The organism is Pseudomonas sp. MPB26 (genome assembly GCF_046605355.1).
Taxonomy (GTDB): Bacteria; Pseudomonadota; Gammaproteobacteria; order Pseudomonadales; family Pseudomonadaceae; genus Aquipseudomonas; species Aquipseudomonas cedrina.
Map to the genome: position 1 here is coordinate 2693576 of NZ_CP176793.1, position 23119 is coordinate 2716694.

The window sequence follows — 23119 nt, forward strand, 5'->3', positions numbered from 1 at the left end:
GGGTATGACCACACGCGCGGCCGTGACTCGATGCTGCCTAATGGCGTGAAAAAGCGCAATCGTGCAGCGATCAGTCCTGCGGCGGGCTGAGCAGGAAGTTACCTTTCATCAGGTCCGGATCATCCGATTCGATAGTCTGTACCTGCGCCTCGTCTTTGAGATTAACCCCCGACAATTGCCGGCGACACGCCTCTCGCATCAAGTACAGCAGGCGATGGGCTGCCATGCCGTAGCTAAGGCCTTCCAGGCGCACGTTGGAGATGCAATTGCGATAGGCGTCGGTGAGACCGACCTTGGGGTTATAGGTGAAATACAGCCCCAGGCTGTCCGGCGAGCTGAGGCCAGGCCGTTCGCCGATCAGGATCACCACCATTTTGGCGCCGAGCAATTGCCCGATTTCATCCGCCACCGCTACGCGGCCCTGCTCTACCAGGATCACCGGCGACAGGGACCAGCCCTCGGCGTCGGTGTGTTCCTCCAGGCGCGTCAGAAATGGCAAGGTATGTTTATGCACGGCCAGCGCCGATAAACCATCGGCCACCACCACCGCCAGGTCTACGCCGCCGGGATTGGCGCAGGCGTGATCACGCAAGGCCTGGGCCGACTCATCACTGAGCCGCCGCCCCAGATCCGGGCGTTGCAGGTAGCTGTGCCGATCGGCGGCGGCACTGTGCAGCAGCAGGCTGTCACGGCCGCGTTCGGCCAATTGGCGGCTGAGGCCGGCATGGTCAAACGGCAAATGCACTGCGTCGCGCGCCTGGGCGTGGGCGAATTGGAAATCCAGCTGCGCGCTGGTGGGAAGGCTGGTGCCGGTGCGGCCCAGCGCAATGCGCGCCGGGGTGAGGCGGCGCAGTTCCAGCCATGGGTTGTCAGGCAGGTCGAGTTGCACGGGCGGCTCCTTCATCCCAGTTGCGCCAAGGCGTGGCGGAACGCCGGCGGCAGGCTGTTGCCGAAGCGCACCTTGCCGTCGGCTTGCGTGAAGATGCCCATCTTCGCCAGCCACTGTTCAAACTCCGGCGCGGGTTTCAAGCCCAATGTCTGGCGGGCGTACAAGGCGTCGTGGAACGAGGTGGTCTGGTAGTTGAGCATGATGTCGTCGGAACCGGGGATGCCCATGATGAAGTTGATCCCGGCCACGCTCAGCAGGGTCAGCAGCGTGTCCATGTCGTCCTGGTCGGCTTCGGCGTGGTTGGTGTAGCAGATGTCGCAACCCATGGGCACGCCGAGTAACTTGCCGCAGAAGTGGTCTTCCAGGCCCGCGCGGATGATCTGCTTGCCGTTGTACAGGTACTCGGGGCCGATAAAACCCACCACGGTGTTCACCAGAAACGGCTTGAAGTGCCGCGCCACCGCATAGGCGCGGGTTTCGCAGGTTTGCTGGTCGACGCCAAAGTGCGCATTGGCCGACAAGGCGCTGCCCTGGCCGGTTTCGAAATACATCAGGTTCTGGCCGAGCGTGCCGCGATTGAGGCTCAAACCCGCTTCGTAGCCTTCCTGCAGCAGGCTCAGGCTGATGCCGAAACTGGCGTTGGCCGCTTCGGTGCCGGCAATCGACTGGAACACCAGGTCCAGCGGCACGCCACGGTTGATCGCCTCAATGGAGGTAGTGACGTGGGTCAGCACGCAGGCCTGGGTCGGGATCTCATAGCGCTGGATGATTGCGTCGAGCATCTCCAGCATGGCGCAGATCGAGGCGGTGCTGTCGGTGGCCGGGTTGATGCCGATCATGGCATCGCCGTTGCCATACAGCAGGCCGTCGAGGATGCTCGCGGCGATGCCCGCCGGTTCGTCCGTGGGATGGTTGGGTTGCAGTCGTGTGGATAAACGCCCGCGCAGGCCCATCGTGCCGCGAAATTGCGTGACCACGCGGATCTTCTGCGCCACCAGGACCAGGTCCTGCACGCGCATGATCTTGGACACGGCGGCGGCCATTTCCGGTGTCAGCCCCGGCGCCAAGGCGCGCAGGGATTGTTCATCGGCGGCGTCGCTGAGCAGCCAGTCACGCAGGCCGCCGACGGTCAGGTGGCTGACGGTGGTAAACGCCCGTTTATCGTGGGTGTCGATGATCAGTCGGGTGACTTCGTCGCGTTCATACGGGATCAGCACTTCCTGCAGAAAGTGTTTGAGCGGGATGTTCGCCAGCGCCATCTGCGCCGCCACCCGCTCACCATCGTTCTGCGCCGCGACACCGGCGAGAAAGTCCCCGGAGCGTGCAGGGCTGGCCTTGGCCATCACGTCCTTGAGGCTGTCGAAGCGGTAGGTCTGTGCGCCCACCGCGTGGGAAAAGCTTGCCATACAGTGTCTCCTTGACGACGCGAGCAACTGCCCGCGTCGAGGTTTACGGCATTCAGTGCAGGGCGGCCTCTGCGGCCTGGATCGCCGCGAATTCCTCTTCGGGCGTGCCCGCTACCAAGTGATGCCGGCTGTAGAAAGCAAAGTAAGCAATTAATACTCCATAGATGATCGCGGCGCCAATCACCACCCGCGGATCCACCAGAAAGCCCGCCACTACGGCCACGCAGGCCAGTACCAGCGCGACGCCCGAAGTGAAGATGCCGCCCGGCGTGCGGTAGGGGCGATCCATTTTGGGGCGGCGGATGCGCAGGGTGATGTGCGCGGCCATCATCAATACATAGGAAATGGTCGCGCCGAACACCGCCACCAGGATCAGCAAATCACCCTGGCCGGTCAGCGACAGGCCAAAACCGATGATGCCGGGGATGACCAAGGCCAGTACCGGCGCCTTGCTTTTGTTGGTCTGGGACAGCTTGCGCGGCAGATAGCCGGCACGGGACAGCGCGAAGATCTGCCGCGAATAGGCGTAGATGATCGAGAAGAAGCTGGCGATCAGCCCGGCCAGGCCGACCAGGTTGACGAAGCTGCCCATCCAGGTCGAACCGCCGTAGGCCAGGGCCAGCGCTTCCACCAGTGGGTTGCCGGATTTGACCAGTGCATACGTGCCGGCGCCGCCCGGAGCGATGACGAGGATCAGCAGGGCAAAGCTGGTCAGCACCACAATGGCGCCGATCAAGCCGCGCGGCAGGTCGCGTTTCGGGTTCTTGGTTTCTTCAGCCGCCAGGGGCACGCCCTCTACCGCGAGGAAAAACCAGATGGCATAGGGAATCGCCGCCCACACCCCCACATACCCGAACGGCAGGAAGCTGCTGGCGCCCTTGGCTTCGCTCACCGGAATATCCAGCAGGTTGGCGACGTTGAAGTGCGGCACCATCGCCACCAGGAATACGCCCAGGGCAATCGCGGCCACGGCGGTGATCACAAACATCAGCTTCAAGGCCTCGCCGACGCCGAAAATGTGGATGCCGATAAAGATGATGTAGAACGCCAGGTAAATCATCCAGCCGCCGATACCGAACAGCGACTCGCAATAGGCGCCAATAAACACTGCGATGGCGGCGGGGGCGATGGCGTATTCGATCAGGATGGCGGTGCCGGTGAGGAACCCGCCCCAAGGGCCAAAGGCGCTGCGGGCAAAGCCGTAGCCACCGCCGGCGGTGGGGATCATGGAAGACAGCTCGGCCAGGGAAAAACACATGCACAGGTACATGGTGGCCATCAGTAATGTGGCGAGGAACATCCCGCCCCAGCCGCCTTGGGCCAGGCCGAAGTTCCAGCCGGCGTAGTCGCCGGAAATCACGTAGGCAACACCCAGGCCAACCAGCAGCACCCAGCCGGCGGCGCCTTTTTTCAATTCGCGTTGTTGGAAGTATTGGGAATCGACTTTTTCGAAGTCGACGGAGGACCCAGTGGGTTCGCTAGGCATGGGGAAGTACCTTTCGTTGTTATTGTTTTTAACTCGGCCTCTGTGTGCCGAATGAAGTTTCCAAGTACTTGTGAAGAACTAAATGTGGGAGCGGGCTTGCTCGCGAAAGCGGTAGATCAGTTAATAAATCGGCGACTGTTACACCGCTTTCGCGAGCAAGCCTGCTCCCACATTTTTAATTGCATTTCAAATGTGGGACGGGAGGTTGGTTAGAAAAAGCCCAACGGATTAATGTCGTAACTCACCAGCAGGTTCTTGGTCTGCTGGTAATGATCCAACATCATCTTGTGCGTCTCACGGCCCACGCCAGACTTCTTGTAACCGCCGAACGCGGCATGCGCCGGGTACAGGTGGTAGCAGTTGGTCCACACGCGGCCCGCCTTGATCGCCCGGCCCATGCGGTAGGCGCGGTTGATGTCGCGGGTCCACACGCCGGCGCCCAGGCCGAACTCGGTGTCGTTGGCAATCGCCAGGGCTTCGGCTTCGTCCTTGAATGTGGTGATACTCACCACCGGGCCGAAGATTTCTTCCTGGAATACGCGCATTTCGTTGGTGCCCTTGAGCAGGGTCGGCTGGATGTAATAGCCGCCGGCCATATCGCCGCTGAGTTGCTCGACCTTACCGCCGGTGAGCAGTTGCGCGCCTTCGCCCTTGGCGATTTCCAGGTAGGACAGGATCTTGTCGAACTGCTGCTCGGACGCCTGGGCGCCGACCATGGTGTCGGTGTCCAGCGGGTCGCCGCGTTTGATCTGCTCGATTTTCTTCATGACTACTTTCATGAAGTCGTCGTAGATCGACTCTTCCACCAGCGCGCGGGAAGGGCAGGTGCACACTTCGCCCTGGTTGAAGAACGCCAGCACCAGTCCTTCAGCGGCCTTTTCGATAAACGAAGGTTCGGCTTTCATGATGTCGGCGAAGAAGATGTTCGGCGACTTGCCGCCCAGCTCAACGGTGGACGGAATAATATTCTCGGCCGCCGCGTGCATGATGTGCGAGCCCACCGGGGTCGAGCCGGTGAACGCGATCTTGGCGATGCGTTTGCTGGTGGCCAGCGCTTCGCCAGCTTCCTTGCCGAAACCGTGCACCACGTTGAGCACGCCTGGTGGCAGCAGGTCACCGATCAACTCCATCAGCACGTTGATGCCCAGCGGGGTTTGCTCGGCCGGCTTGAGCACCACGCAGTTGCCGGCGGCCAGGGCCGGGGCGAGTTTCCATGCGGCCATCAGCAGCGGGAAGTTCCACGGGATGATCTGGCCAACCACGCCCAGCGGTTCATGGAAGTGGTAAGACGCGGTGTGTTCGTTGATCTCGGCGCTGGTGCCTTCCTGGGCGCGGATGCAGCCTGCGAAGTAGCGGAAGTGGTCGGCGGCCAACGGGATGTCGGCGTTGAGGGTTTCGCGCACAGCCTTTCCGTTGTCCCAGGTTTCGGTGATGGCCAGCAGTTCGAGGTTCTGTTCGATGCGGTCGGCGATTTTCAGCAGCACTAGCGAGCGGTCCTGGGCCGAGGTCTTGCCCCAGGCGTCGGCGGCGGCATGGGCCGCGTCGAGGGCCTTGTCGATGTCTTTGGCGGTAGAGCGCGGGAATTCAGCGATTGGCTTGCCGTTGACCGGCGAAGTGTTGGTGAAATAGTTGCCATCGACCGGCGCAACGAATTCGCCGCCGATGAAGTTGCCGTACTTGGCCTTGAACGAAACGATGGCGCCTTCAGTGCCGGGGTGTGCGTAACGCATGGTGGGTATCTCCTGGCTTTTATGTTTATTGGGAGCGCAGCGCAAAGCGCTTGATAAAGCGTAGAGCAAAGGTTGGGCCACTGCGTCGAGCGCTCGGTAAATCAAGGGGTTGGGGTTTGTTGCAAGGCGTTGCTGTAGCACGCCTGACACAGTGCGGGTGACAGTGTGTGCCATAAACGGTACAGCCCATGACCGGCGAGTCGCTCCGGGTTGCAATGGTCAGGTGCGTGGGGGATGCTGGCCGTTCTCACGCAGGGAGAATAATAAGAACATGCACAACGATCAGTTCAGTCGCCATGCCCAGCAAGTCTTGACCGTCACCCGAGGTCAGAACCCGTCCCAGGGCCCGGCCAGTGACCCGTCCATCGCGCGCTCCTGGCGGCGTTGCCTGCAGGATTATCACCTTGATCCGGCACTGAGCATCGCCCCTACCGTGCTCGAACATGGCCGCCTGCTGGAAAGCCGCGAGCGTTTGCAGCAGGTGCTGCAGATTGCCGGCAATGAGATGAACAGCCTGCATCAGCAACTTTCGGGCGCCGGTCACGCGGTGCTGCTGACGGACGCGCGCGGGGTGATCCTCAATTGTGTGACGGCGCCCTCCGAGCGCAGGATTTTCGAGCGCGCCGGGTTGTGGCTCGGTGCTGACTGGAGCGAAGCCTGTGAGGGCACCAACGGCATTGGCACCTGCCTGGTGGAGCGCCAGTCCGTGACCATTCACCGCGATGAGCACTTCCGCGGCCGCCATACCGGGTTGACCTGCTCGGCGAGCCCGGTGTTCGATCCCCATGGTCAATTGCTGGCAGTGCTCGACGTGTCCTCGGCGCGCGAAGCGGTGTCGCGCCAGAGCCAGTTCCACACCATGGCGCTGGTGAACCTGTCGGCGAAGATGATCGAAAGTTGCTACTTTTTGCGTCATTTTGAGCAGCACTGGCTGTTGCGCTTTCACCTGCAGGCCGAATCGGTGGGCCTGTTCAGCGAAGGCCTGCTGGCGTTTGATGGCGAAGGACGCATCTGCGCGGTGAACCAGAGCGCGCTGAACCTGCTGGGGCAGGTCCGGAGCGGCCTGATCGGGCAGTCGGTGGAGGCGTTTTTCGACAGTTCCCTCGACCAGTTGCTCGGCCGCGCCAGCGCCCAGGCCTCCGCGAGTTGGCCGTTGCGCACCCGTGACGGCCGGCCGCTATTCGCGGCCTTGCGTGGGCAGCCGCGCAGCGTGGCGGTGTCTCTGGCCAAGGGGGTTGGCGCGCCGGCGCGCCTGCCTGGCATCTGCCTGGGCGATCCCGCGCTGCAGGTCGATTTTCGACGGGCGCTCAAAGTGTTCGAGCGTGATGTGCCGCTGCTGATCAATGGCGAAACCGGTTGTGGCAAGGAGGCCTTCGCCAAGGCAGTGCATCAAGCCAGTTCGCGCGCCGACAATGCCTTCGTGGCCCTCAACTGCGCCGCCATTCCCGAAAACCTGATTGAAAGTGAACTGTTCGGTTATCGCGGCGGCAGTTTTACCGGCGCGCTCAAAGAAGGCATGCGCGGCAAGTTACAGCAGGCGCATGGCGGTACGTTGTTTCTGGATGAAATCGGTGACATGCCCTTTGCCTTGCAAACCCGTCTGTTAAGGGTGCTGGAAGATCGCCTGGTGGTACCCATCGGCGGCGCGCCGCAGGCGGTGGATGTCAGAATCATCAGCGCCACTCACCGTCTTTTGCTGGAGCGCGTTCAGGCCGGCAGCTTCCGTGAAGATTTGTACTACCGGCTCAATGGGTTGGAGGTGCAACTGCCTGCGCTGCGCGAGCGCACAGATAAAGCGCAATTGCTGGAATTTTTACTGGATCAAGAGGCCACAGGGCAGGCCGTCACATTGGAGGCCGCAGCGCGGGAGGCCCTGCTCGCGTATGCGTGGCCGGGCAATGTGCGGCAATTACGCATGGTGTTGCGCACATTGGTCGCGTTGACGGAAGACGGCCGCATTGCAGTCAGCGATTTACCTGCGAATGTGCGTACACCCGTCATCCCCGTGAGTACCTCGCCCCTGGACGAGGCTGAGCGTAAAACGTTGCTGAACGCTCTGGAAGAGCAGCGCTGGCACATGACCCGGACCGCTGAGCAACTGGGGGTCAGCCGCAATACGCTGTACCGCAAGTTGCGCAAGCATAATATTGTGATGGAAGGGCGCAGTCATTAAGTTTAAAGGCAGGAATATAGTTAACAGGTTAAATACGCTTGATAGGGTGGGGCTATTGAGCTGTTAGTTATTTTCAATCGATAAAGTATGGGTGGACGCTGGTGGGCGTGGAACTACATATTCGATGAGGGCCACGTAAGTAATAGAGAGCATGGAGGGCGTCTCAATCGTGTATTAAAACTATTGTCCAGGTTCTAAGTTATGCCCAAAATTACCAGTTTCAAGCCTTACAGTGCGCCCCTTAATGTGGGTGGTAATAATAAGCCCGTTCCCAAGCCCCTTAATAATCACCACTACGCCACCTCTCATAATGTGGGTGGCAGTGGACCTCATCAGGCACCGCAAAAACCGGTGAAAGGCCAAAAACCAATTTCGCAGGGGCAATCCACCTCGGTAAGTGCCAATGGAGGTTCATCGAGTCCTGCGCAGCCCGAACTTTATAATAAGCACGGGCGCCGGATAGATGCGCAAGGAAACCATGTTGATAAAACTGGCGCACGCGTTAATAAAGAAGGCTATCGTATTGACGACAGTGGAAGGCTGTTGAATAAGGACGGGAAGGTGGCAAGGTCCAAGCAATCTGCCGCGCTGGGAGATAATGAACCTCACAAGGATATAGGGGGCACTAAAAAACCGCTCGGAAATACCGCGGACTGGGGGGCCACGCCGGCCCCGGTGAGTTTAAAGACCCCTGAACAAGTGGCCAGGAACTCTAACGATGTTCTTCGATTGGCCGAAAGCGGGGTGATCCAGCCGAAGTCCTCGGCCGCTAGAACGGCACGTGACGCGGCAATCACAGCTCTGGCGGGGGGTGTGGTGGCGATACCGACTAATGCCGCAAGCTCTGCAGCCACCACGTCGACGACGGAAGCGATCAAAGCGAAGTACGTGCCTCAACCACTGGCTTCGACGAGCGCGTCCGCCACTGACTCACCTGAGCAGCAGGTACTTAAAGCTAGAATGGATACCGCTCAAGACCGGATATTTTTGGCTACCAACGAAGCACTGATATTGAGGTTTGGGCACAGCAAGAACGAGTTGGTCCCGGGTGAGGGCTGGTCGAGTGATCCGGTTAAACGCATGACTCAACTCGAAGACATGTTGGATGAAGCAGAGGAGCACACCGGTGTTCTTGCACAACAACATAGGGCGTTTTTTAATCGTTACTTGCCTGAGACTGAGCCAGTAGAGGGCAGCGCAGGCCTACCAGCACGGATAGAAATACTCGAAAAAAGACTTGCTGAAGTACAGACCGCGCAAGAAAAGGTAGTTGGAAATATTAAAAACACTCTTGGGTCTTCTTCTGTAAAAAATTAAGAGCTTCTTTGTTCCAGTCAACGGTCATGTGGGGCGGTCGTTGACTTCCATTATTTTCTACAGTGAAGCTTAGTCAAGGTAGTCTTCTCCGGCCGTTCTGCGCCAACCATGTTTAACATAGTAATAGGGGTGAATCGGTGCCTTATATAAATACTGCGCGCGGCAGTAGGGTGGATGGTGACCAGCCTCCATTACTCCCTGAAACGTCGGCTGCGTCTAAAGCCAAGATATCTCAAACACCCTCGGTTGATCCGGACATGTCCCGGCGCCAAAGTGATGCTGATTTGGCGAAAGCCTATGCTGAGCAACTTTCTTCAAAGGCTGTACGCCTGCACGTTTCTCACGCGTCAACATTGGGGCGCTGGCTTGAAGCCCTTAAGTTGATATTGAACTCTCCAGTGCTCAAGCAAATGGCAGAATTAATGGGTGCGGAGCTGACAGACATTAATGTTGACCCAGTCAAAGGTGAAATAAGCGTCCGTTATCGAGGAACGCGGGATAACAAGACAGTGGCGTTGGCAGATATACCCGGTGGTTCAGACATTTTTGATGCTCTGATCGCCGCCGCTAAAGTGCTGACCCCCAATGGCGTGCTTAGCATTCCTGGCTACTTTAAAGACGACACGGTCGCGATGAATGATGTCCAACGATTCTACGGCGAAACGCCGCACCTGAGGCCGGAACAGCAGGATGAACGAGTGAAAGCGCTTAAACATCATCCGGTTTTCAAAGGTCAAGGTGGTCTTCCAGATGATAGTCACCTCGAGCAGATTTTACGCAGGGTGGGCAACGCTCAAACCTTGCATAACATGCTCATACTCATGAGAGAGCAGATTGAGAAGAATGACGCGAATGTGGATGTTGACGCCATCGTCGTACAAATCGCGCCCCACTCGGATTTGTGGCGTGAGCACTTAAAACAACCCGTTACCATTAGCCTTAAAGCGTTCATCACCCATCATGGATGGAAGGTTCCGCTCACTCGGGATGACCTTATCAACCTTGAGCGCGTACTGTCTGCACCGCCCTTGAACGCGCCGATTGAGGCAGATTTTGGCGGTCTGTTAACCAAAGACGTACCGCTGGACGAGGAAGGTCAAAAAAAGTTAATCGAGGCGGTTAACGTTTGGAAAACGCGTCAATCGCAGGTGCCAACCAAGGGGGCCAGTCTTTTCGACTATCTGTTGCGCTATGTGCCTGTCGAGCTAAGGCAGCAAGTCGGCGATGCCCCCGAAGCCCTTCTCAAGCGCTTGATCAATACGCCTCAGGCTCTGGCCTTGGGCAAGCAACTGCAAGAAGCGATCGGCGCATTGCCTACGCAAAACAGTGCCCGGGAGGCGCTCCTTGCCGCCTTAGGTTTGGAGGCAGACCCTGGCGGTGGGGCGCAACGCAATAATTTGGCCGGCTATGACCTGCGTCAAAAAGACAATTGGGGCCGGTCGCCGGCCGAGATTGTCCGGCGTTTCGAACAACACTTGGAAGCACGTTTTGGCCCGCAAATAGCAAAAATGGTGGCTTATCAGTTGCTGGCCATGTCGGCACCTGAGTTTTTGGTCAAGGATGTTCCGCCTTCAATGGTTTATGGCTCTCAGCAATGGGCTTCGTTCAGCGCGGCAGTAACGCGCATCGAGCAGGCTAGTCCGGGAGGCTCGGCGGGGCGTAACTATGCGCAAATCATGCAAGACGATGTTCTGAGCCCTATCACAGAGCAAGGTCAAAGCGAATTGGAACTCTCGGCTATGAGGGCCGTGATCGACTGGGGTATTGCCAATGGTGTCATTGAGCAAAGCGCCGACGACACCTACAGCCCGCAGGCCATTGACCGCGCAGCTGTGGCCCTGCAAAAGCAGGCTGACGGGGTGCTTGAGGCCGCGCAAACGCTGACGACGCCTATGCCGACTCGCCGGGAGTTAGCGTTGGCTGAATTGAGGCGTGTATACGGCAGCGAGTACGAGCATCTTTTTGAAGACAAAACCCTGCTCGGTGATCTTCCGTCCGGTTCACGCAAGCGGGGAACCTACTCGTTACTGGATATTTACATGTCCGGAGAGCTGGAAAAGCATGACTGGACATCGGCCCGCAACGATTTTTCAACCGCCGTTTTCCGTGCGGGAATCTCCAAGTTACCGGATATAAAGGCAACGTTTGATGAGCAGTTCAGTGCCTATGTCGACAGATTGAAAAAAGCGTCGGGGGGGCTTTTTCAATACCAGGTTTCGCAATTGCCGGTTGAAGATCGGTTGATGATTGAGCGCGGCAAAGTAACCACGTTCAGTCTCGGAATACCGGATCGCAATGCCGGACCGGTTCGCCCCGACCATCCGATGTTCAAGTATGTGAACAGCGACGCGATTATCATCAGGGCCGAACTGGACGGTAAGACCTGTCACTATTTATATTCGCCGTCTCAAGGGAAAATCATCAAGGACGCCGACCCCAGCAGGCCGGGGCTGCAGTTTCCACAGTCGCGGCTATATTTTTCCATGGAACGACCTGGCCGCCCTGGTGAACAGGAAGAGACGGTGACTATTCTTTGGCAGACGCTGGGAACTCCATGGCCCAGTAAAGATAAAGTCGATTTTGCAGCGCTCTCCATTTACCCATCCAAGTCACTGGAGACACCATTGCCTGGGCCCCATTCGATGCCTCGAGCGGATGTTCCGTCGCCGAGGATCAATGAGCTGAGTGAAACAGTCGGGGCTTATTATTGCCGTGGTCTTGAGGACCTGAAAACGGCCGCCAAAGGTGAAACGCCTCAGGAAAGGGATGAGCGGTTTAACAAGGCCGCCGGGCAGTTTTTGCTGAGTTTCATCCCCTTTTATGACGCGATCAAAAACTTTAAGGAAGGCAACGTAGCGATGGGCCTTCTTTATGCAGTTCTTGATGTGATCGGATTCGTTGTGCCTGGTGTAAAAGGCGGAAGTCAGGCGATCAAAGTCGGCTCTAGGGGACTGGGCGCGGCCTTGAGTTTTCTCAAGGGGTTTACCAAGGCCGGTTTGGAGGCTGTCAACCCGCTCGCGGGTATTTTCGATATCGGGCGTGGGGTATTCAGCTTGGGCCGCAAGGGTTTCAAGCAGTTGCGAAGCACTCAGTTTTCCATGGTGGATAAGTTGCGTCACGCCCGTGGTCGCAGTGGAAGTTTTGATATTCCTCATGCCGCAAGGAGCGAGCCTATCGCCGAAGGCATTTACCGACCTGTGCGCGCAAATGCCGAACCTGTCCCCGTAGTGGCGGTGCAACGCAACGGTAAATGGTATGCCTATGATCAAAAGACAATGCTCGCCTACGGCGCGCCACTGAAAGGCTTCACGCCTAATGCTGGGTGGGATTCAGGTCGGCTTATCGCCTCGGCCGCTGCCGATGCGGCGGTCGATGCGGCCATTGATTTTGGCGCAGGCCTGGCGTTTCGGCACCTGCGGCCACGTCAGCTATCGCATCGGTTTGAGCCACCTCAGAATTCCGCGCAGATCGAATCGGAACAACAAAGCGCGGCGAGCCGGCTTGCCTATCAAGCACAGGCCGCTCGGGCAGAGACACTCAGGTTGGAAATCCAGCAGCTGAAGAAAGACCTTGCGGCGCTTCAAGGCTTGGAAGCACAAGGTCCGGACGGCGCACCTGAGGCGGGGAGCGATCTGTTCGATCGCCTGGATAAGATGGAAGAGGTGCTCGATCAACTCGAACAAGAGGCTGCCGAAGGCTCGACAGCCTTTCACGTACCGTTCTACCGCCATATTTCGCCTCCGATTGATCCTGACGGCGAAAACTCACTAAGTGAACGATTAAATGCAATCGAGAAACGGATGGCCGAGGTGAGCATAACGGTTAAAGAGATACAGGCAAAAAAGGCGGCGATGGGGGCGAGCGGCAGGGCTGCGTCGACACACTCGTAGTGTGTACGTTCTGGCGCTTTTTATTCCAGGGCATGCCAGCGCTCCTTGGCGTGATAGCGCGACTTTCATACGCGTCGCGGTGGATTGTTCTGGCGGAACCCCTTATCGGTAGTTGTTCACTCATTAAGCGCAACTACTACGGTGTTTCGAACAACAACAATCACTCGGGTGAACATAATGAACATCAGTCCTTCAGCTGTCTCTTTCGTTTTTCAACAACCTGCGGATTTACAAGAGCGCTCGGCACAGACGGCGCCTGTAGACCCACCTTTGATGCGCGGCAAACGAGGGCTGTTTGGCAAGGGCAAAGGCCTGTCTTTCGGGTTTGGAAACAAACCTCCCGCCAGCATTCCTTCCGCTCCCAAGCCCAAGCCCGGCCCTTCATTCAAGCCAGGCTCAGCGCTGACGCCGTCGGGCAGCACGTTCAAAGATGTCGGGCAGACGGTCATCCACGCCAACAAGGTCAAGGCGAATGACGAGTTGATAATGGCCAACCTGCGCAAGCAGGCGCCGATCAGTGTGGCCGAGGCCACCAAGCGACTGATCGACGCCGAAAGCCTGGTAAAGGCCGGCGTCATTTCAACGGGGCCCACTGCCAGCCGCGTGGCCCGTGATGCCTTTATCAGTGCCGGCATTACCGGGCTGGTGAGTGCGCCGGTCAATGTGGCCGCCTATGCCGGTTCCGTGGCCACGGGCGAGTCAATCAAGGCGAACTATGCACCGGGGGTGTTGCCGCCGCCGTTTTTGCCGGGTGCCGCCGCTCAGTCCAAGCCGACGCCTGCAGACGCGGTAACAGCTTCGGACTCGCTCGGCACGCGTTTGAACGAAGTGGAAAGCACGTTACTGGGCATGGCGTCAGCGGTGATGTTTATGCTCGGCGATACCAGCCGTGTATTCACCAAAAATGAAAGTTGGCCAACGGATGACGCCGGGCGTTTGAATAACCTGGAAAAGTTGCTCAGCACTTCGGAGCAGCACTTCAAGAAAGCCGCGCGGCAGAACGAAATTGTTTTCAAACCCTACAAGCCTGGCGAAAAAATCCCTGACGATGCGAAAGGGCGCCTCGACCTGATTGAGAAGAAGCTTGAACGCATGACGCAGTCGTATGAAAAGCTGCGAATCCTGGGTGCTATCAAGCACAGTGAACGCGAAGAACACACCTCAACTCTCGCCTGAGTACAGCGTTGCCGAGCGACCTGCATCGACGCACTTCGCTCGGCACGCTCACGCATAATAGAGTGCGATTTGCCCCTCCCTGCGCTAACCTGCCTCGATGTTTTACGAGGTCAACTATGCACATTCATATTCTCGGTATTTGCGGCACGTTCATGGGCTCGATGGCGGTTCTGGCCAAAGAACTGGGCCATCACGTCACGGGCTCCGACGCCAATGTCTACCCGCCCATGAGCACGCAACTCGAGGCCCAGGGCATTGAACTGACCCAAGGCTACGACCCGGCGCAATTCGACCCCGTCCCCGACCTGGTGGTGATCGGCAACGCCATGTCCCGTGGCAACCCGGCCGTCGAGTATGTGCTCAATAAAGGCTTGCCCTATGTCAGCGGTCCGCAATGGCTGGCCGACCATGTGTTGCAAGGCCGCTGGGTGCTCGCTGTTGCCGGCACCCACGGCAAGACCACCACCAGCAGCATGTTGGCCTGGGTGCTGGAGCATGCGGGCATGGCTCCGGGTTTCCTAATCGGCGGCGTGCCGCAGAACTTCTCGGTGTCGGCGCGCCTGGGCGATACGCCGTTCTTCGTGATCGAGGCGGATGAGTATGACAGTGCCTTTTTCGACAAGCGTTCCAAGTTCGTCCACTACCGCCCGCGCACGGCGATCCTGAATAACCTGGAATTCGATCACGCTGATATTTTCCCCGATCTGCCAGCAATTGAGCGTCAGTTCCACCACTTGGTGCGCACCATTCCAAGCGAGGGCCTGGTGATCCACCCCACCACTGAGCCCGCCTTGCAGCGCGTGATCGAGATGGGCTGCTGGACCCCGGTGCAAACCACCGGCGTGGGCGGGCAGTGGCAGGTCAACCTGCTCAGCGAGGACGGCTCCCGGTTTGAAGTGCTGTTCGAAGGCCAAGCCCAAGGCATTGTCGAGTGGGACATGACCGGCCAGCACAACGTTGCCAATGCGTTGGTCACGTTGGCTGCCGCACGGCATGTTGGCGTGGTGCCGTCCATGGGCATTGCCGCGCTCAGCGCCTTCAAGAGCGTGAAGCGGCGCATGGAAAAAGTCGCCGACGTGAACGGGATTACCATCTACGACGACTTTGCCCACCACCCGACGGCCATCGCTACTACCTTGGATGGCCTGCGCAAGCGTGTCGGCGATGCGCCCATCATTGCGATTGTCGAGCCGCGTTCCAACTCCATGAAGTTGGGCGCCCACCGCGATGGCTTGCCGGAAAGCGTCAACGATGCCGACCAAGTGGTCTGGTACGCGCCGGCCAACCTCGGCTGGGATCTGCCGGCGATTGCCGCATTGTGCACGGTGCCGTCCACCGTGTGTGATTCCATCGAAGGCATCATCGAGCACGTCAAGCGCTTGGCCACGCCCGGCACGCATGTGGTGGTCATGAGCAACGGCGGCTTCGGCGGCCTGCATGGCAAGCTGGCCGAGGCGCTCAAATGAGCGGCCCGGAACGGGTCACCCTGGCGATGACCGGTGCATCCGGCGCGCCCTATGGTTTGCGCCTGCTCGATTGCCTTGTGCGTGAAGACCGTGAGGTGCACTTCCTGATCTCCAAGGCCGCGCAGTTGGTGATGGCGACCGAGACCGACGTGGCGCTGCCGTCCAAGGTGCAGATGATGCAGGCCTTTCTGACCGAATACACCGGGGCGGCGGCGGGGCAGATCAAGGTGTACGGCAAGGAGGACTGGATGTCGCCAGTAGCCTCCGGTTCCGGTGCGCCGGCGGCGATGGTGGTGGTGCCGTGTTCCACCGGGACCTTGTCGGCAATTGCCATCGGAGCCTGTAACAACTTGATCGAACGCGCGGCGGACGTGACCTTGAAGGAGCGCCGCCAGTTGATCCTGGTGCCCCGTGAAGCGCCGTATTCGAGCATTCACCTTGAGCACATGCTCAAGTTGTCGAACATGGGCGTGACGATCCTGCCGGCCTCGCCTGGGTTTTATCACCAGCCGCAAACCATCGATGACCTGGTGGACTTTGTGGTGGCGCGCATTCTCAACCTGCTGAACATCCCTCAGGACATGCTGCCGCGCTGGGGCGAACACCATTTGAGCGATGATGAATAAGGTCCTGTTGGTGGTGCTGGCGTTGCATTTAACAGGCTGTGCCACTGTGCGCACGCTGGACGCAGCACAGCCAAACGCGCCAGTGGTGTATGCCGGCACGCGCCTGGATTTGTATGCCATGAATGGCGGTTGCTGCGCCAAGGACAGGTTTGGCGCCGAGGCGCCGAGCTATCCGGGTCTTGACCTGCCGGCGAGTGCGTTGCTCGATACCTTGCTGTTGCCACTGTCGGTGTTGACGGTGATTGGGGTGGGCTTCAACGCCACTGGCGGTCTATAGAAGTGTATTGCCTGTGCTGGCTTCATCGCAGGCAAGCCAGCTCCCACATTTGGAGCTGTGTGAACCCGATCAAATGTGGGAGCGGGGCTTGTCCCGCGATGAGCGTAGGTATCTACACATTTTTGTAGTGAGCGGGCTTGTCCCGCGCTGGGTGGCGAAGCCGCCCCAATAAAGACACCGCGCAGTTCAGACAAACCCAATTCGCCTGGTTTGGGGCTGCTTCGCCACCCAGCGCGGGCGGTGCGACGATTCGACAAGCCCGCTCACTACAGGGAGATTTGTCAGCCTTTGAACGTTGTGTAGATACCTATGCCGCGATGAGGCCAGCACAGCCACCTCAAAATCATTTGCCCAGCTTGCGCAACTCATCCGACTCCACCACCCGCACCCCATCCTGCTCTTCCAGCGCCAGGCGCCACATGGCCCGGGCCAGCTCGCACACTTCAATGCCGTGATACTTGCCCGGAATCAATCGTGACAACGGCCCGGCCAGTTGCTCGGCCAAGCGCGGTTCCAGCCGTTCCCCCAGTAACAGCGAAGGCCGTACGATAGTCAGTTGTGGCCAGTACTGGGCCTTGAGCGCCTCTTCCATTTCGCCTTTGACGCGGTTGTAGAAGATCGACGATTTTGGATCCGCGCCGATTGCGCTGATCACGATCAGGTGCCGCGCGCCCATGTCCCGTGCGCGCTTGGCGAAGGCCACGACCAGGTCCAGGTCGACGGCGCGAAAGGCGGCTTCGGAGCCCGCTTGTTTGATGGTGGTGCCCAGGCAGCAGAAGGCGATGTCCACCCGGCCGCTCAGTTGCGGCAGGATCACCGCCGGGTCGCCGACGGGGTTTTCCAGATGCGGGTGTTCGGCCAGCGGTTTGCGACTCGGTGCAAGTACGCGGGTCACGGTGGGTTCGTTGAGCAGGCGATCGAGCAGGTGTTCGCCGGTAAGGCCGGAGGCTCCGGCCAGCAGGATATGCTGAGGCGTCAGGTACATGGTGTTTCCCCCCTCGTTACACGTTACAGCTTAGTTGCCTTTGGCTTCCTTGCTATTCATTGAGACGCTTTCGAGCGCCTTTCGTGCCTGCTGCTTGCGTAATAATTGCCAGTGGGCGATGACGCCCTTGGGGGCCCAGATCTGCGGTTCAGAGGCTTCGAAGTTGTCCGCCTGTTCGCGTTCGGCCACCTGCAGTTGGGCCAGTTTGAAGGCTTGCTGCAAGTCGTCGGTCTGGTTGAAGGCCTGGGCGAAGAGGGCGTCGCCGAAGTAAGTGAAATCGGCTTCCTCCGAGCAGCCGAACGACACGCGATCGGCCCGGGAGGCGGTCATGATCAGGGTGCGCTCATCTTTCAAGGCGGGGATGAAACCGCCGGAGTAGCAGGCCGAAATCACCACGATCTTGTCGCGGTTCTTCAGCGGCGCCAGCACGGCGGCCAGCTCATCGGCGGGCAGGTCGGCCAGTTCCATGCGCGGTTGGTCCAGCACCAATTCGTGTTCGTGGGTGCCGTGGCTGGTCATGTAGATAAACACCAAGTCTTCCGGCCCGGTGCGTTCGGCCAGGGTTTGCACGGCGCGACGCAGGCTTTCGCGGGTGGCCAGCGGACGGTCGGTGATGTGGTCGCGGTGGTTGACCAGGCGAACCTGCCCGCGCGCGCCGAAACGGGTGGCGAGCAGGTTGCTGACGTAATCGGCCTCGCGCAGGAACACGCTTTGCTTGCCGTCGCCGGCCACGGCCAGGGTGTACAGCTCCACGGCAGAGGTGGACGCGGGCACGGCGGTCAGGGCCGCGTCCAGCAGGCGGCCCTGGGCCAGCACGCCGATTTCCAGTGGGTCGGGCAACAAGCTGCCGTCGGCGTCACGCACGCGCATGCCGTTGACCCAGGTGCCGGCCTGTACGGTGCCGTCGGTAAGGACAAGGGTACCTTTGCCCTGGTAGCTGTCGCCGTCGAAGCCGCCGATATAGAAGCTGCCGTCGGTGAGGTTCAGGCGGCCTTCGCCGCTGAAGCGCCAATCGCTGAACTGACCGACATAGTGGCTGCCGTCGATACCAATCAACTCGCCCTTGCCGCTGAGCGCGCCTTCCTTGAACTGGCCGATCCACACGTCGCCGTCGGCGTTTTCATAGCGGCCTTTGCCGTTGAGCTGGTTCTGTTTGAACTGGCCGACATAGATGTCGCCATCGGCGCTGTTGAACGTGCCGTTGCCTTCCAGTTGGCCATCGACGAAATGGCCGCTGAACTGGTTGCCGCTGTCGTCGTTGCGCTGGCCTTCGCCATTGGGTTTGCCGTGGGCGAACTGGCCCTGGTACTGGCTGCCGTCGGCCAGTTCCAGGCGACCGAGGCCGGAGTACTGGTCGTCCTTGAACTCGCCGCGATACGTCATCTTCCCCTCTTTGAGGGTGCCTTCGCCGTTGCGTCGCCCGTTCTTGAACCCGCCGACATACTGGCTGCCCGCGGTGGTCAGGCTGCCCTGGCCATCAAACAGGCCCTGCTTGAACTGGCCCTTGTAGACTTCGCCGTTGCTGCCATGCCACTCGCCCTGGCCGTGCCATTGGCCCTTGTCGAATTGCCCGGCGTACCAACTGCCATTGGGATAGTCCACGCGACCCTGGCCTTGCAGCAAGCCATCGACCACGTCGCCCCGGTAGCGCCCGCCATCAGGCAGGCGCGCATCGGGCGGCAACAGCGATTCGCCGTCTCCGCAAGCGGTGAGCAACAGGGCAAGGGCAAGGGGAGCGAGTGGGCGCATAGCGGGATCCGGATAATTGAGCGCCGAGTATGCCGCAGCTGCGAGTTTCATACATAAATTTACATACGCTGTGGCAAGGTTTATTGCCTCGCCACAGGCACGGCCCTACACGAAGCAGAGGGACAACGACTCGGCGATGTAAGCGGGTTTTTCCTGGCCTTCGATCTCCAGGGTGGCGGTGGCCTTGAACAGCCATTGGCCAGGTTTTTTCTCGGTCACGTCGGTGAGCGTCACGTTCAGGCGCACCTTTGAGTCAACCTTCACCGGCTGGATGAAGCGCACGCTGTCCAGGCCGTAATTGACCGCCATTTTCAGGCCTTCAGGCATGATAAGGATGTCTTCCATCAGCTTGGGCATCAGCGACAGCGACAGGAAACCGTGGGCGATGGTGCTGCCGAACGGCGTCTGCGCGGCCTTGACCGGGTCGACGTGGATGAACTGATGATCGCCGGTGGCTTCGGCGAACAGGTTGATGCGTGCCTGGTCGATGGTGAGCCATTCGGAACGTCCCAGTTCCTTGCCGACGTAATCTTTGAGCTGCGCTACGGGTACAGAGGGCATTGCGTCTCTCCTTGGTTCATCAGTTGTTATGGGTGACAGAGAACCAATGTAGATCATCATGGCCATTGGGGCCGGTCAACCCACCATGCTTTTGGCGAATGCCGATGCATAGGTCGGGCGTGCTTATAATGCGGGCGAGTCTTGAGGGGGAATGACGGATGCTGTTACGTGGCCTGACCTGGCTGGTGCTGTTTCAACTGATCGGCACGGCGATCAATCATTTGCTGTTGCCGGTATTGCCGGGGCCGATCATCGGCCTGCTATTGATGCTGGGCTTTCTGGTCTGGAAGGGCGAAGTCGGCGAGCCCTTGAGCCTGGCGGCCAGCAGCCTGTTGCGTTACCTGCCGTTGCTGCTGGTGCCGCCGGCGGTCGGGGTGATGGTGTACGCCAAGGACATTGCCGCAGACTTCTGGGCCATTGTCGGCGCCCTGGTCCTGTCGCTGGTGATTGCCATGGGCTTTGTCGGTGTGCTGATGCAGCATCTGGTCAAGCGCAAGGAGGGTGATCAATGATCTTCGACTGGCAGGGTGCGTGGACGGCGGTGATTCATCATCCGTTGTTCGGCATTGGCATCACCCTCGGCGCCTATCAACTGGTGCTGGCTGGGTTTGAGAAAACCCGCTGGATCTTTCTGCAACCGGTGCTGGTCTCCATGCTGTTGGTGATCGGCGTGCTGCTCACCTGTGGCCTGAGCTATGCCGAATACCGCAAGAGCACCGAGATCATGGGCGTCCTGCTGGGCCCGGCGACGGTGGCGCTGGCCGTGCCGCTCTATCTGAACCTTCGACGCATTCGGCAATTGTTCTGGCCGATTTTTACTACGCTGGCGGTAGGCGGGGTGTTGGCTACCGGCCTGTGTGTGTTGCTGGGCTGGTGGTTCGGCGCCGAACACAGGATGCTGATGACCATGGCGCCCAAGTCGGTCACGTCGCCGATCGCCATGCTGGTGGCCGAGCAGATCGGTGGCGTCGCGGCATTGGCGGCGGTGTTTGTGCTGATCACCGGGGTGGTGGGCGCGATGGTCGGCCCGGCGCTGCTTTCGCGCCTGGGGGTGTACAGCGTTGAGGCGCGCGGCATGGCCCTGGGCATGACCGCCCATGCCGTCGGCACCTCGGTGGCCCTGCAGGAAAGCGAAGAGTGCGGCGCCTTTGCGGCGCTGGCGATGAGTCTGATGGGCGTGGCCACAGCGGTGTTCCTACCGCTGGCCGTGTCGGTGATTGTTTAAACCGGGTTTAAGGAAACCTTTATGAGTCTGGCGCTGTTTCCGCTCAATACCGTGCTGTTCCCTGGCTGCACCCTCGACCTGCAATTGTTCGAGGCCCGCTACCTGGACATGATCAGCCGCTGCATGAAAAAGGGCGAAAGCTTCGGCGTGGTGTGCATCCTCGACGGCACGGAAGTGGGTCAGGCACCGGACGGCTATGCGCTGGTGGGCTGTGAAGCGCTGATTCGCGACTTCAAGCAGCAGGACAACGGCCTGCTGGGGATTCGCGTCGAAGGCGGCCGCCGGTTTCGCGTGCGGGATGCGGGGGTGCAGAAGGATCAATTACTGGTGGCCGAGGTGCAATGGCTTGAGGAGCTGCCGGACCGGCCATTGGACGAAGAGGACGCCGACCTGCTGGCACTGCTCCAGGCGTTGGCCGAGCACCCCATGGTGGCGTCGCTGGACATGGACGCCCATGCCGAAGGGCAGCAAGCCCTCGGTAATCAGCTGGCGTACCTGCTGCCCTTCTCCGAGGCCGACAAGATCGACCTGCTGCAACTCGACGACCCGCAGCAGCGCCTGGATGCGATCCAGATGCTGCTTGATGAGCTGCAAGGCGAGCTGTTTACCTGATGGATATCTTGTAGTGAGCGGGCTTGTCGAATCGTCGCACCGCCCGCGCTGGGTGGCGAAGCCGCCCCAATAAAGGCACCGCCGAACTCCAGGTAGAACCAGGTTGCCTGGGTTGGGGCTGCTTCGCCCCCCAGCGCGGGGCAAGCCCGCTCACTACAAGTTAGTAGGCGTAGCGCAGCAGCGCGTGCGATGTGCCGACCAGTGCGATAAAGCTCAGCACCGCCACCAACGCCGGCAGCAGCAGCCACCAAACTTTTTGCGACATGGCCGGCAGCGGGCTGCGGTATTCGCTGATGCCCAGGCTGAACGCGCACACCGTCATTGCCAGCAGTGTGCCGGCGAGAATGTCGGTGGGCCAATGGGCGCCGAGGTAAACCCGCGACAGCGCGATGAATGCCGCGGGAATACACCCCAGCAGCATCCAGGTCAGGCGCAGCCGCGTGGGTTGGCCGCGCCCGGCCAGAACCGCGAGGGCCAGGAAAAACGCAAACGCGCCGGACGCATGGCCGCTGGGCATGCTGAAACTGGTCAAGGGGTCTGTCAGGATTTCCGGTCGGCCACGCGCGAAAAACAGCTTGGTCCCGGTGTTGATCACCGCAGCCCCGGCCAGCGTCACGCCGACAAACAGCGCATGACGCCATTGCCGCGCCAGCAGCAGCAAGCCGGTGAACAGGGCGCTGGCTACAAACATCTTCTTGAATTCGCCCAGCTGGGTGATGCGCACCATCACTTCGTCCAGCCAGGGGCTGCGGTGTTCCTGCACGAGGGCGCTCAGGCCGTGGTCGAAGTTATCCAGCGAGTGATAGCCGATAAACAGCGCGATCAACAGCGTCAGGCTGGCGCAACCAATCCATAAGGTGGCGCGCCGGTGGCCGCGCAGGCTGCTGTTCAGGCTCAGCCCGATCACCACCGCGAGGCACCCCGCGACCACCGCCGCCTCGGGCCAGAACCCTTCGGGCAGCGGCAGGCGGAACGCGGCGCCGGTCGCCCAGCCCGGTAACAGATACGCCACCGACCAGCCCGCCGCCGCCACGATGCTCACGATCGCGAAGCGTGGGAAGGGCATGTCGCACATCCCGGCCACCATCGGCAGCATGGGCCGCAGCGGGCCGATGAAACGGCCTACCAGCAGGCTGGCGATGCCGTACTTGTGGAAGTAGGTTTCGGCGCCGTTCATCCATTCCGGGTGCTGGCGCAGACCGGGCAGGCGCCGGATGTTCTGATGGAAATGTCGGCCCAGGAAATAGGAAACCCCATCACCCAACAACCCGCCGAGGAAGCCCAGTAGCAAGGTTTCACTGAGCGACAGCGCACCGCTGCCGGCGAGCGCCGCAATGGCGAACAACAATACCGTGCCCGGCACGATCAGGCCGGCGATGGCCAGGCATTCCACGCAGGCGACGATAAATACCGCCACCGCCAGCCATTCGGGATTCTGGGTCAACCAGCCGGTAATGCTATCGAGCCATTGGCCCATACAATCCACTCCATCAATGCAATACATTCTTTAGAGCACTGAAGATCCAATTGTGGGAGCGGGCTCCCACATGG

Annotated in this window: 18 protein-coding genes; 10 read left to right on the forward strand and 8 right to left on the reverse strand. The window is 59.9% G+C overall.

The annotated features are described in order from the left end of the window. Window positions 1-70: 70 nt before the first annotated feature. From eutC to ACLH0H_RS12480, 4 genes are all read right to left on the reverse strand, one after another. The gene (gene eutC, locus ACLH0H_RS12465; protein WP_411382184.1) at window positions 71-904 is read right to left on the reverse strand and encodes an ethanolamine ammonia-lyase subunit EutC; all 834 of its coding nucleotides are present in this window, start codon (window positions 902-904) and stop codon (window positions 71-73) included. After that, window positions 901-2295, reverse strand: a complete 1395-nt coding sequence (locus tag ACLH0H_RS12470) for an ethanolamine ammonia-lyase subunit EutB (RefSeq protein ID WP_411382185.1) — start codon at window positions 2293-2295, stop codon at window positions 901-903. Before ACLH0H_RS12470 ends, eutC begins: the two co-directional genes overlap by 4 nt. A 52-nt stretch (window positions 2296-2347) precedes the next feature. Further along, window positions 2348-3781 carry an ethanolamine permease gene (eat, locus tag ACLH0H_RS12475; protein ID WP_076952649.1) on the reverse strand — a complete coding sequence of 478 codons (1434 nt, stop codon included), beginning with the start codon at window positions 3779-3781 and terminating at the stop codon, window positions 2348-2350. Window positions 3782-3990: 209 nt separating this feature from the next. Further along, complete coding sequence (locus ACLH0H_RS12480; protein ID WP_411382186.1) at window positions 3991-5511, reverse strand: aldehyde dehydrogenase family protein; 1521 nt, start codon at window positions 5509-5511, stop codon at window positions 3991-3993. Between the two features lie 271 nt (window positions 5512-5782). On the opposite strand from ACLH0H_RS12480, the gene ACLH0H_RS12485 reads away from it, so the two are divergent. The 7 genes from ACLH0H_RS12485 to ACLH0H_RS12515 all read left to right on the forward strand — a co-directional run bounded on the left by ACLH0H_RS12485 (window position 5783) and on the right by ACLH0H_RS12515 (window position 16436). Next, window positions 5783-7684 carry a sigma-54-dependent Fis family transcriptional regulator gene (locus ACLH0H_RS12485; protein ID WP_411382187.1) on the forward strand — a complete coding sequence of 634 codons (1902 nt, stop codon included), beginning with the start codon at window positions 5783-5785 and terminating at the stop codon, window positions 7682-7684. A gap of 201 nt (window positions 7685-7885) precedes the next feature. Next, complete coding sequence (locus ACLH0H_RS12490; protein ID WP_411382188.1) at window positions 7886-9001, forward strand: hypothetical protein; 1116 nt, start codon at window positions 7886-7888, stop codon at window positions 8999-9001. Between the two features lie 257 nt (window positions 9002-9258). Continuing rightward, window positions 9259-12891 carry a hypothetical protein gene (locus ACLH0H_RS12495; RefSeq protein ID WP_411382189.1) on the forward strand — a complete coding sequence of 1211 codons (3633 nt, stop codon included), beginning with the start codon at window positions 9259-9261 and terminating at the stop codon, window positions 12889-12891. A 141-nt stretch (window positions 12892-13032) separates the two neighbouring features. Continuing rightward, the gene (locus tag ACLH0H_RS12500; protein ID WP_411382190.1) at window positions 13033-14067 is read left to right on the forward strand and encodes a hypothetical protein; all 1035 of its coding nucleotides are present in this window, start codon (window positions 13033-13035) and stop codon (window positions 14065-14067) included. 116 nt (window positions 14068-14183) lie between these two features. Continuing rightward, window positions 14184-15533, forward strand: a complete 1350-nt coding sequence (gene mpl, locus ACLH0H_RS12505; protein WP_411382191.1) for a UDP-N-acetylmuramate:L-alanyl-gamma-D-glutamyl-meso-diaminopimelate ligase — start codon at window positions 14184-14186, stop codon at window positions 15531-15533. After that, window positions 15530-16159, forward strand: a complete 630-nt coding sequence (ubiX, locus tag ACLH0H_RS12510; RefSeq protein WP_411382192.1) for a flavin prenyltransferase UbiX — start codon at window positions 15530-15532, stop codon at window positions 16157-16159. The genes mpl and ubiX overlap by 4 nt, the downstream gene beginning before the upstream one ends. Next, window positions 16152-16436: a YceK/YidQ family lipoprotein gene (locus ACLH0H_RS12515; RefSeq protein ID WP_076952654.1), complete on the forward strand. Its 285-nt coding sequence runs from the start codon at window positions 16152-16154 to the stop codon at window positions 16434-16436. The genes ubiX and ACLH0H_RS12515 overlap by 8 nt, the downstream gene beginning before the upstream one ends. Before the next feature lie 343 nt (window positions 16437-16779). On the opposite strand, the gene ACLH0H_RS12520 is transcribed toward ACLH0H_RS12515, so the two are convergent. From ACLH0H_RS12520 to ACLH0H_RS12530, 3 genes are all read right to left on the reverse strand, one after another. Further along, on the reverse strand, window positions 16780-17421 hold the full coding sequence (locus ACLH0H_RS12520; RefSeq protein WP_411382193.1) for an oxidoreductase: 642 nt from the start codon (window positions 17419-17421) through the stop codon (window positions 16780-16782). Between the two features lie 30 nt (window positions 17422-17451). Continuing rightward, entirely contained in the window at window positions 17452-19170 is a 1719-nt protein-coding gene (locus tag ACLH0H_RS12525) for a C13 family peptidase (protein WP_411382194.1), read from the reverse strand. 105 nt (window positions 19171-19275) lie between these two features. Then, a complete protein-coding gene (locus tag ACLH0H_RS12530) occupies window positions 19276-19731 on the reverse strand; it encodes a MaoC family dehydratase (RefSeq protein ID WP_169376732.1) in 456 nt (151 codons plus the stop codon). Window positions 19732-19889: 158 nt separating this feature from the next. On the opposite strand from ACLH0H_RS12530, the gene ACLH0H_RS12535 reads away from it, so the two are divergent. Genes ACLH0H_RS12535 through ACLH0H_RS12545 form a run of 3 tightly spaced genes read left to right on the forward strand, consistent with a single transcriptional unit; the run spans window position 19890 to window position 21568 of the window. Next, window positions 19890-20243: a CidA/LrgA family protein gene (locus ACLH0H_RS12535; protein ID WP_076952658.1), complete on the forward strand. Its 354-nt coding sequence runs from the start codon at window positions 19890-19892 to the stop codon at window positions 20241-20243. Continuing rightward, window positions 20240-20956, forward strand: coding sequence for an LrgB family protein (locus ACLH0H_RS12540; RefSeq protein WP_411382195.1), 717 nt, complete (start codon window positions 20240-20242; stop codon window positions 20954-20956). The genes ACLH0H_RS12535 and ACLH0H_RS12540 overlap by 4 nt, the downstream gene beginning before the upstream one ends. 21 nt (window positions 20957-20977) lie before the next feature. Continuing rightward, window positions 20978-21568: an LON peptidase substrate-binding domain-containing protein gene (locus ACLH0H_RS12545; RefSeq protein ID WP_411382196.1), complete on the forward strand. Its 591-nt coding sequence runs from the start codon at window positions 20978-20980 to the stop codon at window positions 21566-21568. 160 nt (window positions 21569-21728) lie between these two features. Here ACLH0H_RS12545 and ACLH0H_RS12550 read toward each other — a convergent pair whose 3' ends face one another. Continuing rightward, window positions 21729-23045: a bifunctional DedA family/phosphatase PAP2 family protein gene (locus ACLH0H_RS12550; protein WP_411382197.1), complete on the reverse strand. Its 1317-nt coding sequence runs from the start codon at window positions 23043-23045 to the stop codon at window positions 21729-21731. Window positions 23046-23119: the final 74 nt, after the last annotated feature.

What these genes read in the sequence shown, in the direction of transcription:
- eat (WP_076952649.1), bottom strand. Translation starts at nt 3,781, where the DNA reads ATGCCTAGCGAACCCACTGGGTCCTCCGTCGACTTCGAAAAAGTCGAT.
- eutC (WP_411382184.1), bottom strand. Translation starts at nt 904, where the DNA reads ATGAAGGAGCCGCCCGTGCAACTCGACCTGCCTGACAACCCATGGCTG.
- mpl (WP_411382191.1), top strand. Translation starts at nt 14,184, where the DNA reads ATGCACATTCATATTCTCGGTATTTGCGGCACGTTCATGGGCTCGATG.
- ACLH0H_RS12520 (WP_411382193.1), bottom strand. Translation starts at nt 17,421, where the DNA reads ATGTACCTGACGCCTCAGCATATCCTGCTGGCCGGAGCCTCCGGCCTT.
- ACLH0H_RS12490 (WP_411382188.1), top strand. Translation starts at nt 7,886, where the DNA reads ATGCCCAAAATTACCAGTTTCAAGCCTTACAGTGCGCCCCTTAATGTG.
- ACLH0H_RS12525 (WP_411382194.1), bottom strand. Translation starts at nt 19,170, where the DNA reads ATGCGCCCACTCGCTCCCCTTGCCCTTGCCCTGTTGCTCACCGCTTGC.
- ACLH0H_RS12530 (WP_169376732.1), bottom strand. Translation starts at nt 19,731, where the DNA reads ATGCCCTCTGTACCCGTAGCGCAGCTCAAAGATTACGTCGGCAAGGAA.
- ACLH0H_RS12540 (WP_411382195.1), top strand. Translation starts at nt 20,240, where the DNA reads ATGATCTTCGACTGGCAGGGTGCGTGGACGGCGGTGATTCATCATCCG.
- ACLH0H_RS12515 (WP_076952654.1), top strand. Translation starts at nt 16,152, where the DNA reads ATGAATAAGGTCCTGTTGGTGGTGCTGGCGTTGCATTTAACAGGCTGT.
- ACLH0H_RS12480 (WP_411382186.1), bottom strand. Translation starts at nt 5,511, where the DNA reads ATGCGTTACGCACACCCCGGCACTGAAGGCGCCATCGTTTCGTTCAAG.
- ACLH0H_RS12470 (WP_411382185.1), bottom strand. Translation starts at nt 2,295, where the DNA reads ATGGCAAGCTTTTCCCACGCGGTGGGCGCACAGACCTACCGCTTCGAC.
- ACLH0H_RS12535 (WP_076952658.1), top strand. Translation starts at nt 19,890, where the DNA reads ATGCTGTTACGTGGCCTGACCTGGCTGGTGCTGTTTCAACTGATCGGC.
- ACLH0H_RS12485 (WP_411382187.1), top strand. Translation starts at nt 5,783, where the DNA reads ATGCACAACGATCAGTTCAGTCGCCATGCCCAGCAAGTCTTGACCGTC.
- ACLH0H_RS12495 (WP_411382189.1), top strand. Translation starts at nt 9,259, where the DNA reads ATGTCCCGGCGCCAAAGTGATGCTGATTTGGCGAAAGCCTATGCTGAG.
- ACLH0H_RS12550 (WP_411382197.1), bottom strand. Translation starts at nt 23,045, where the DNA reads ATGGGCCAATGGCTCGATAGCATTACCGGCTGGTTGACCCAGAATCCC.
- ubiX (WP_411382192.1), top strand. Translation starts at nt 15,530, where the DNA reads ATGAGCGGCCCGGAACGGGTCACCCTGGCGATGACCGGTGCATCCGGC.
- ACLH0H_RS12545 (WP_411382196.1), top strand. Translation starts at nt 20,978, where the DNA reads ATGAGTCTGGCGCTGTTTCCGCTCAATACCGTGCTGTTCCCTGGCTGC.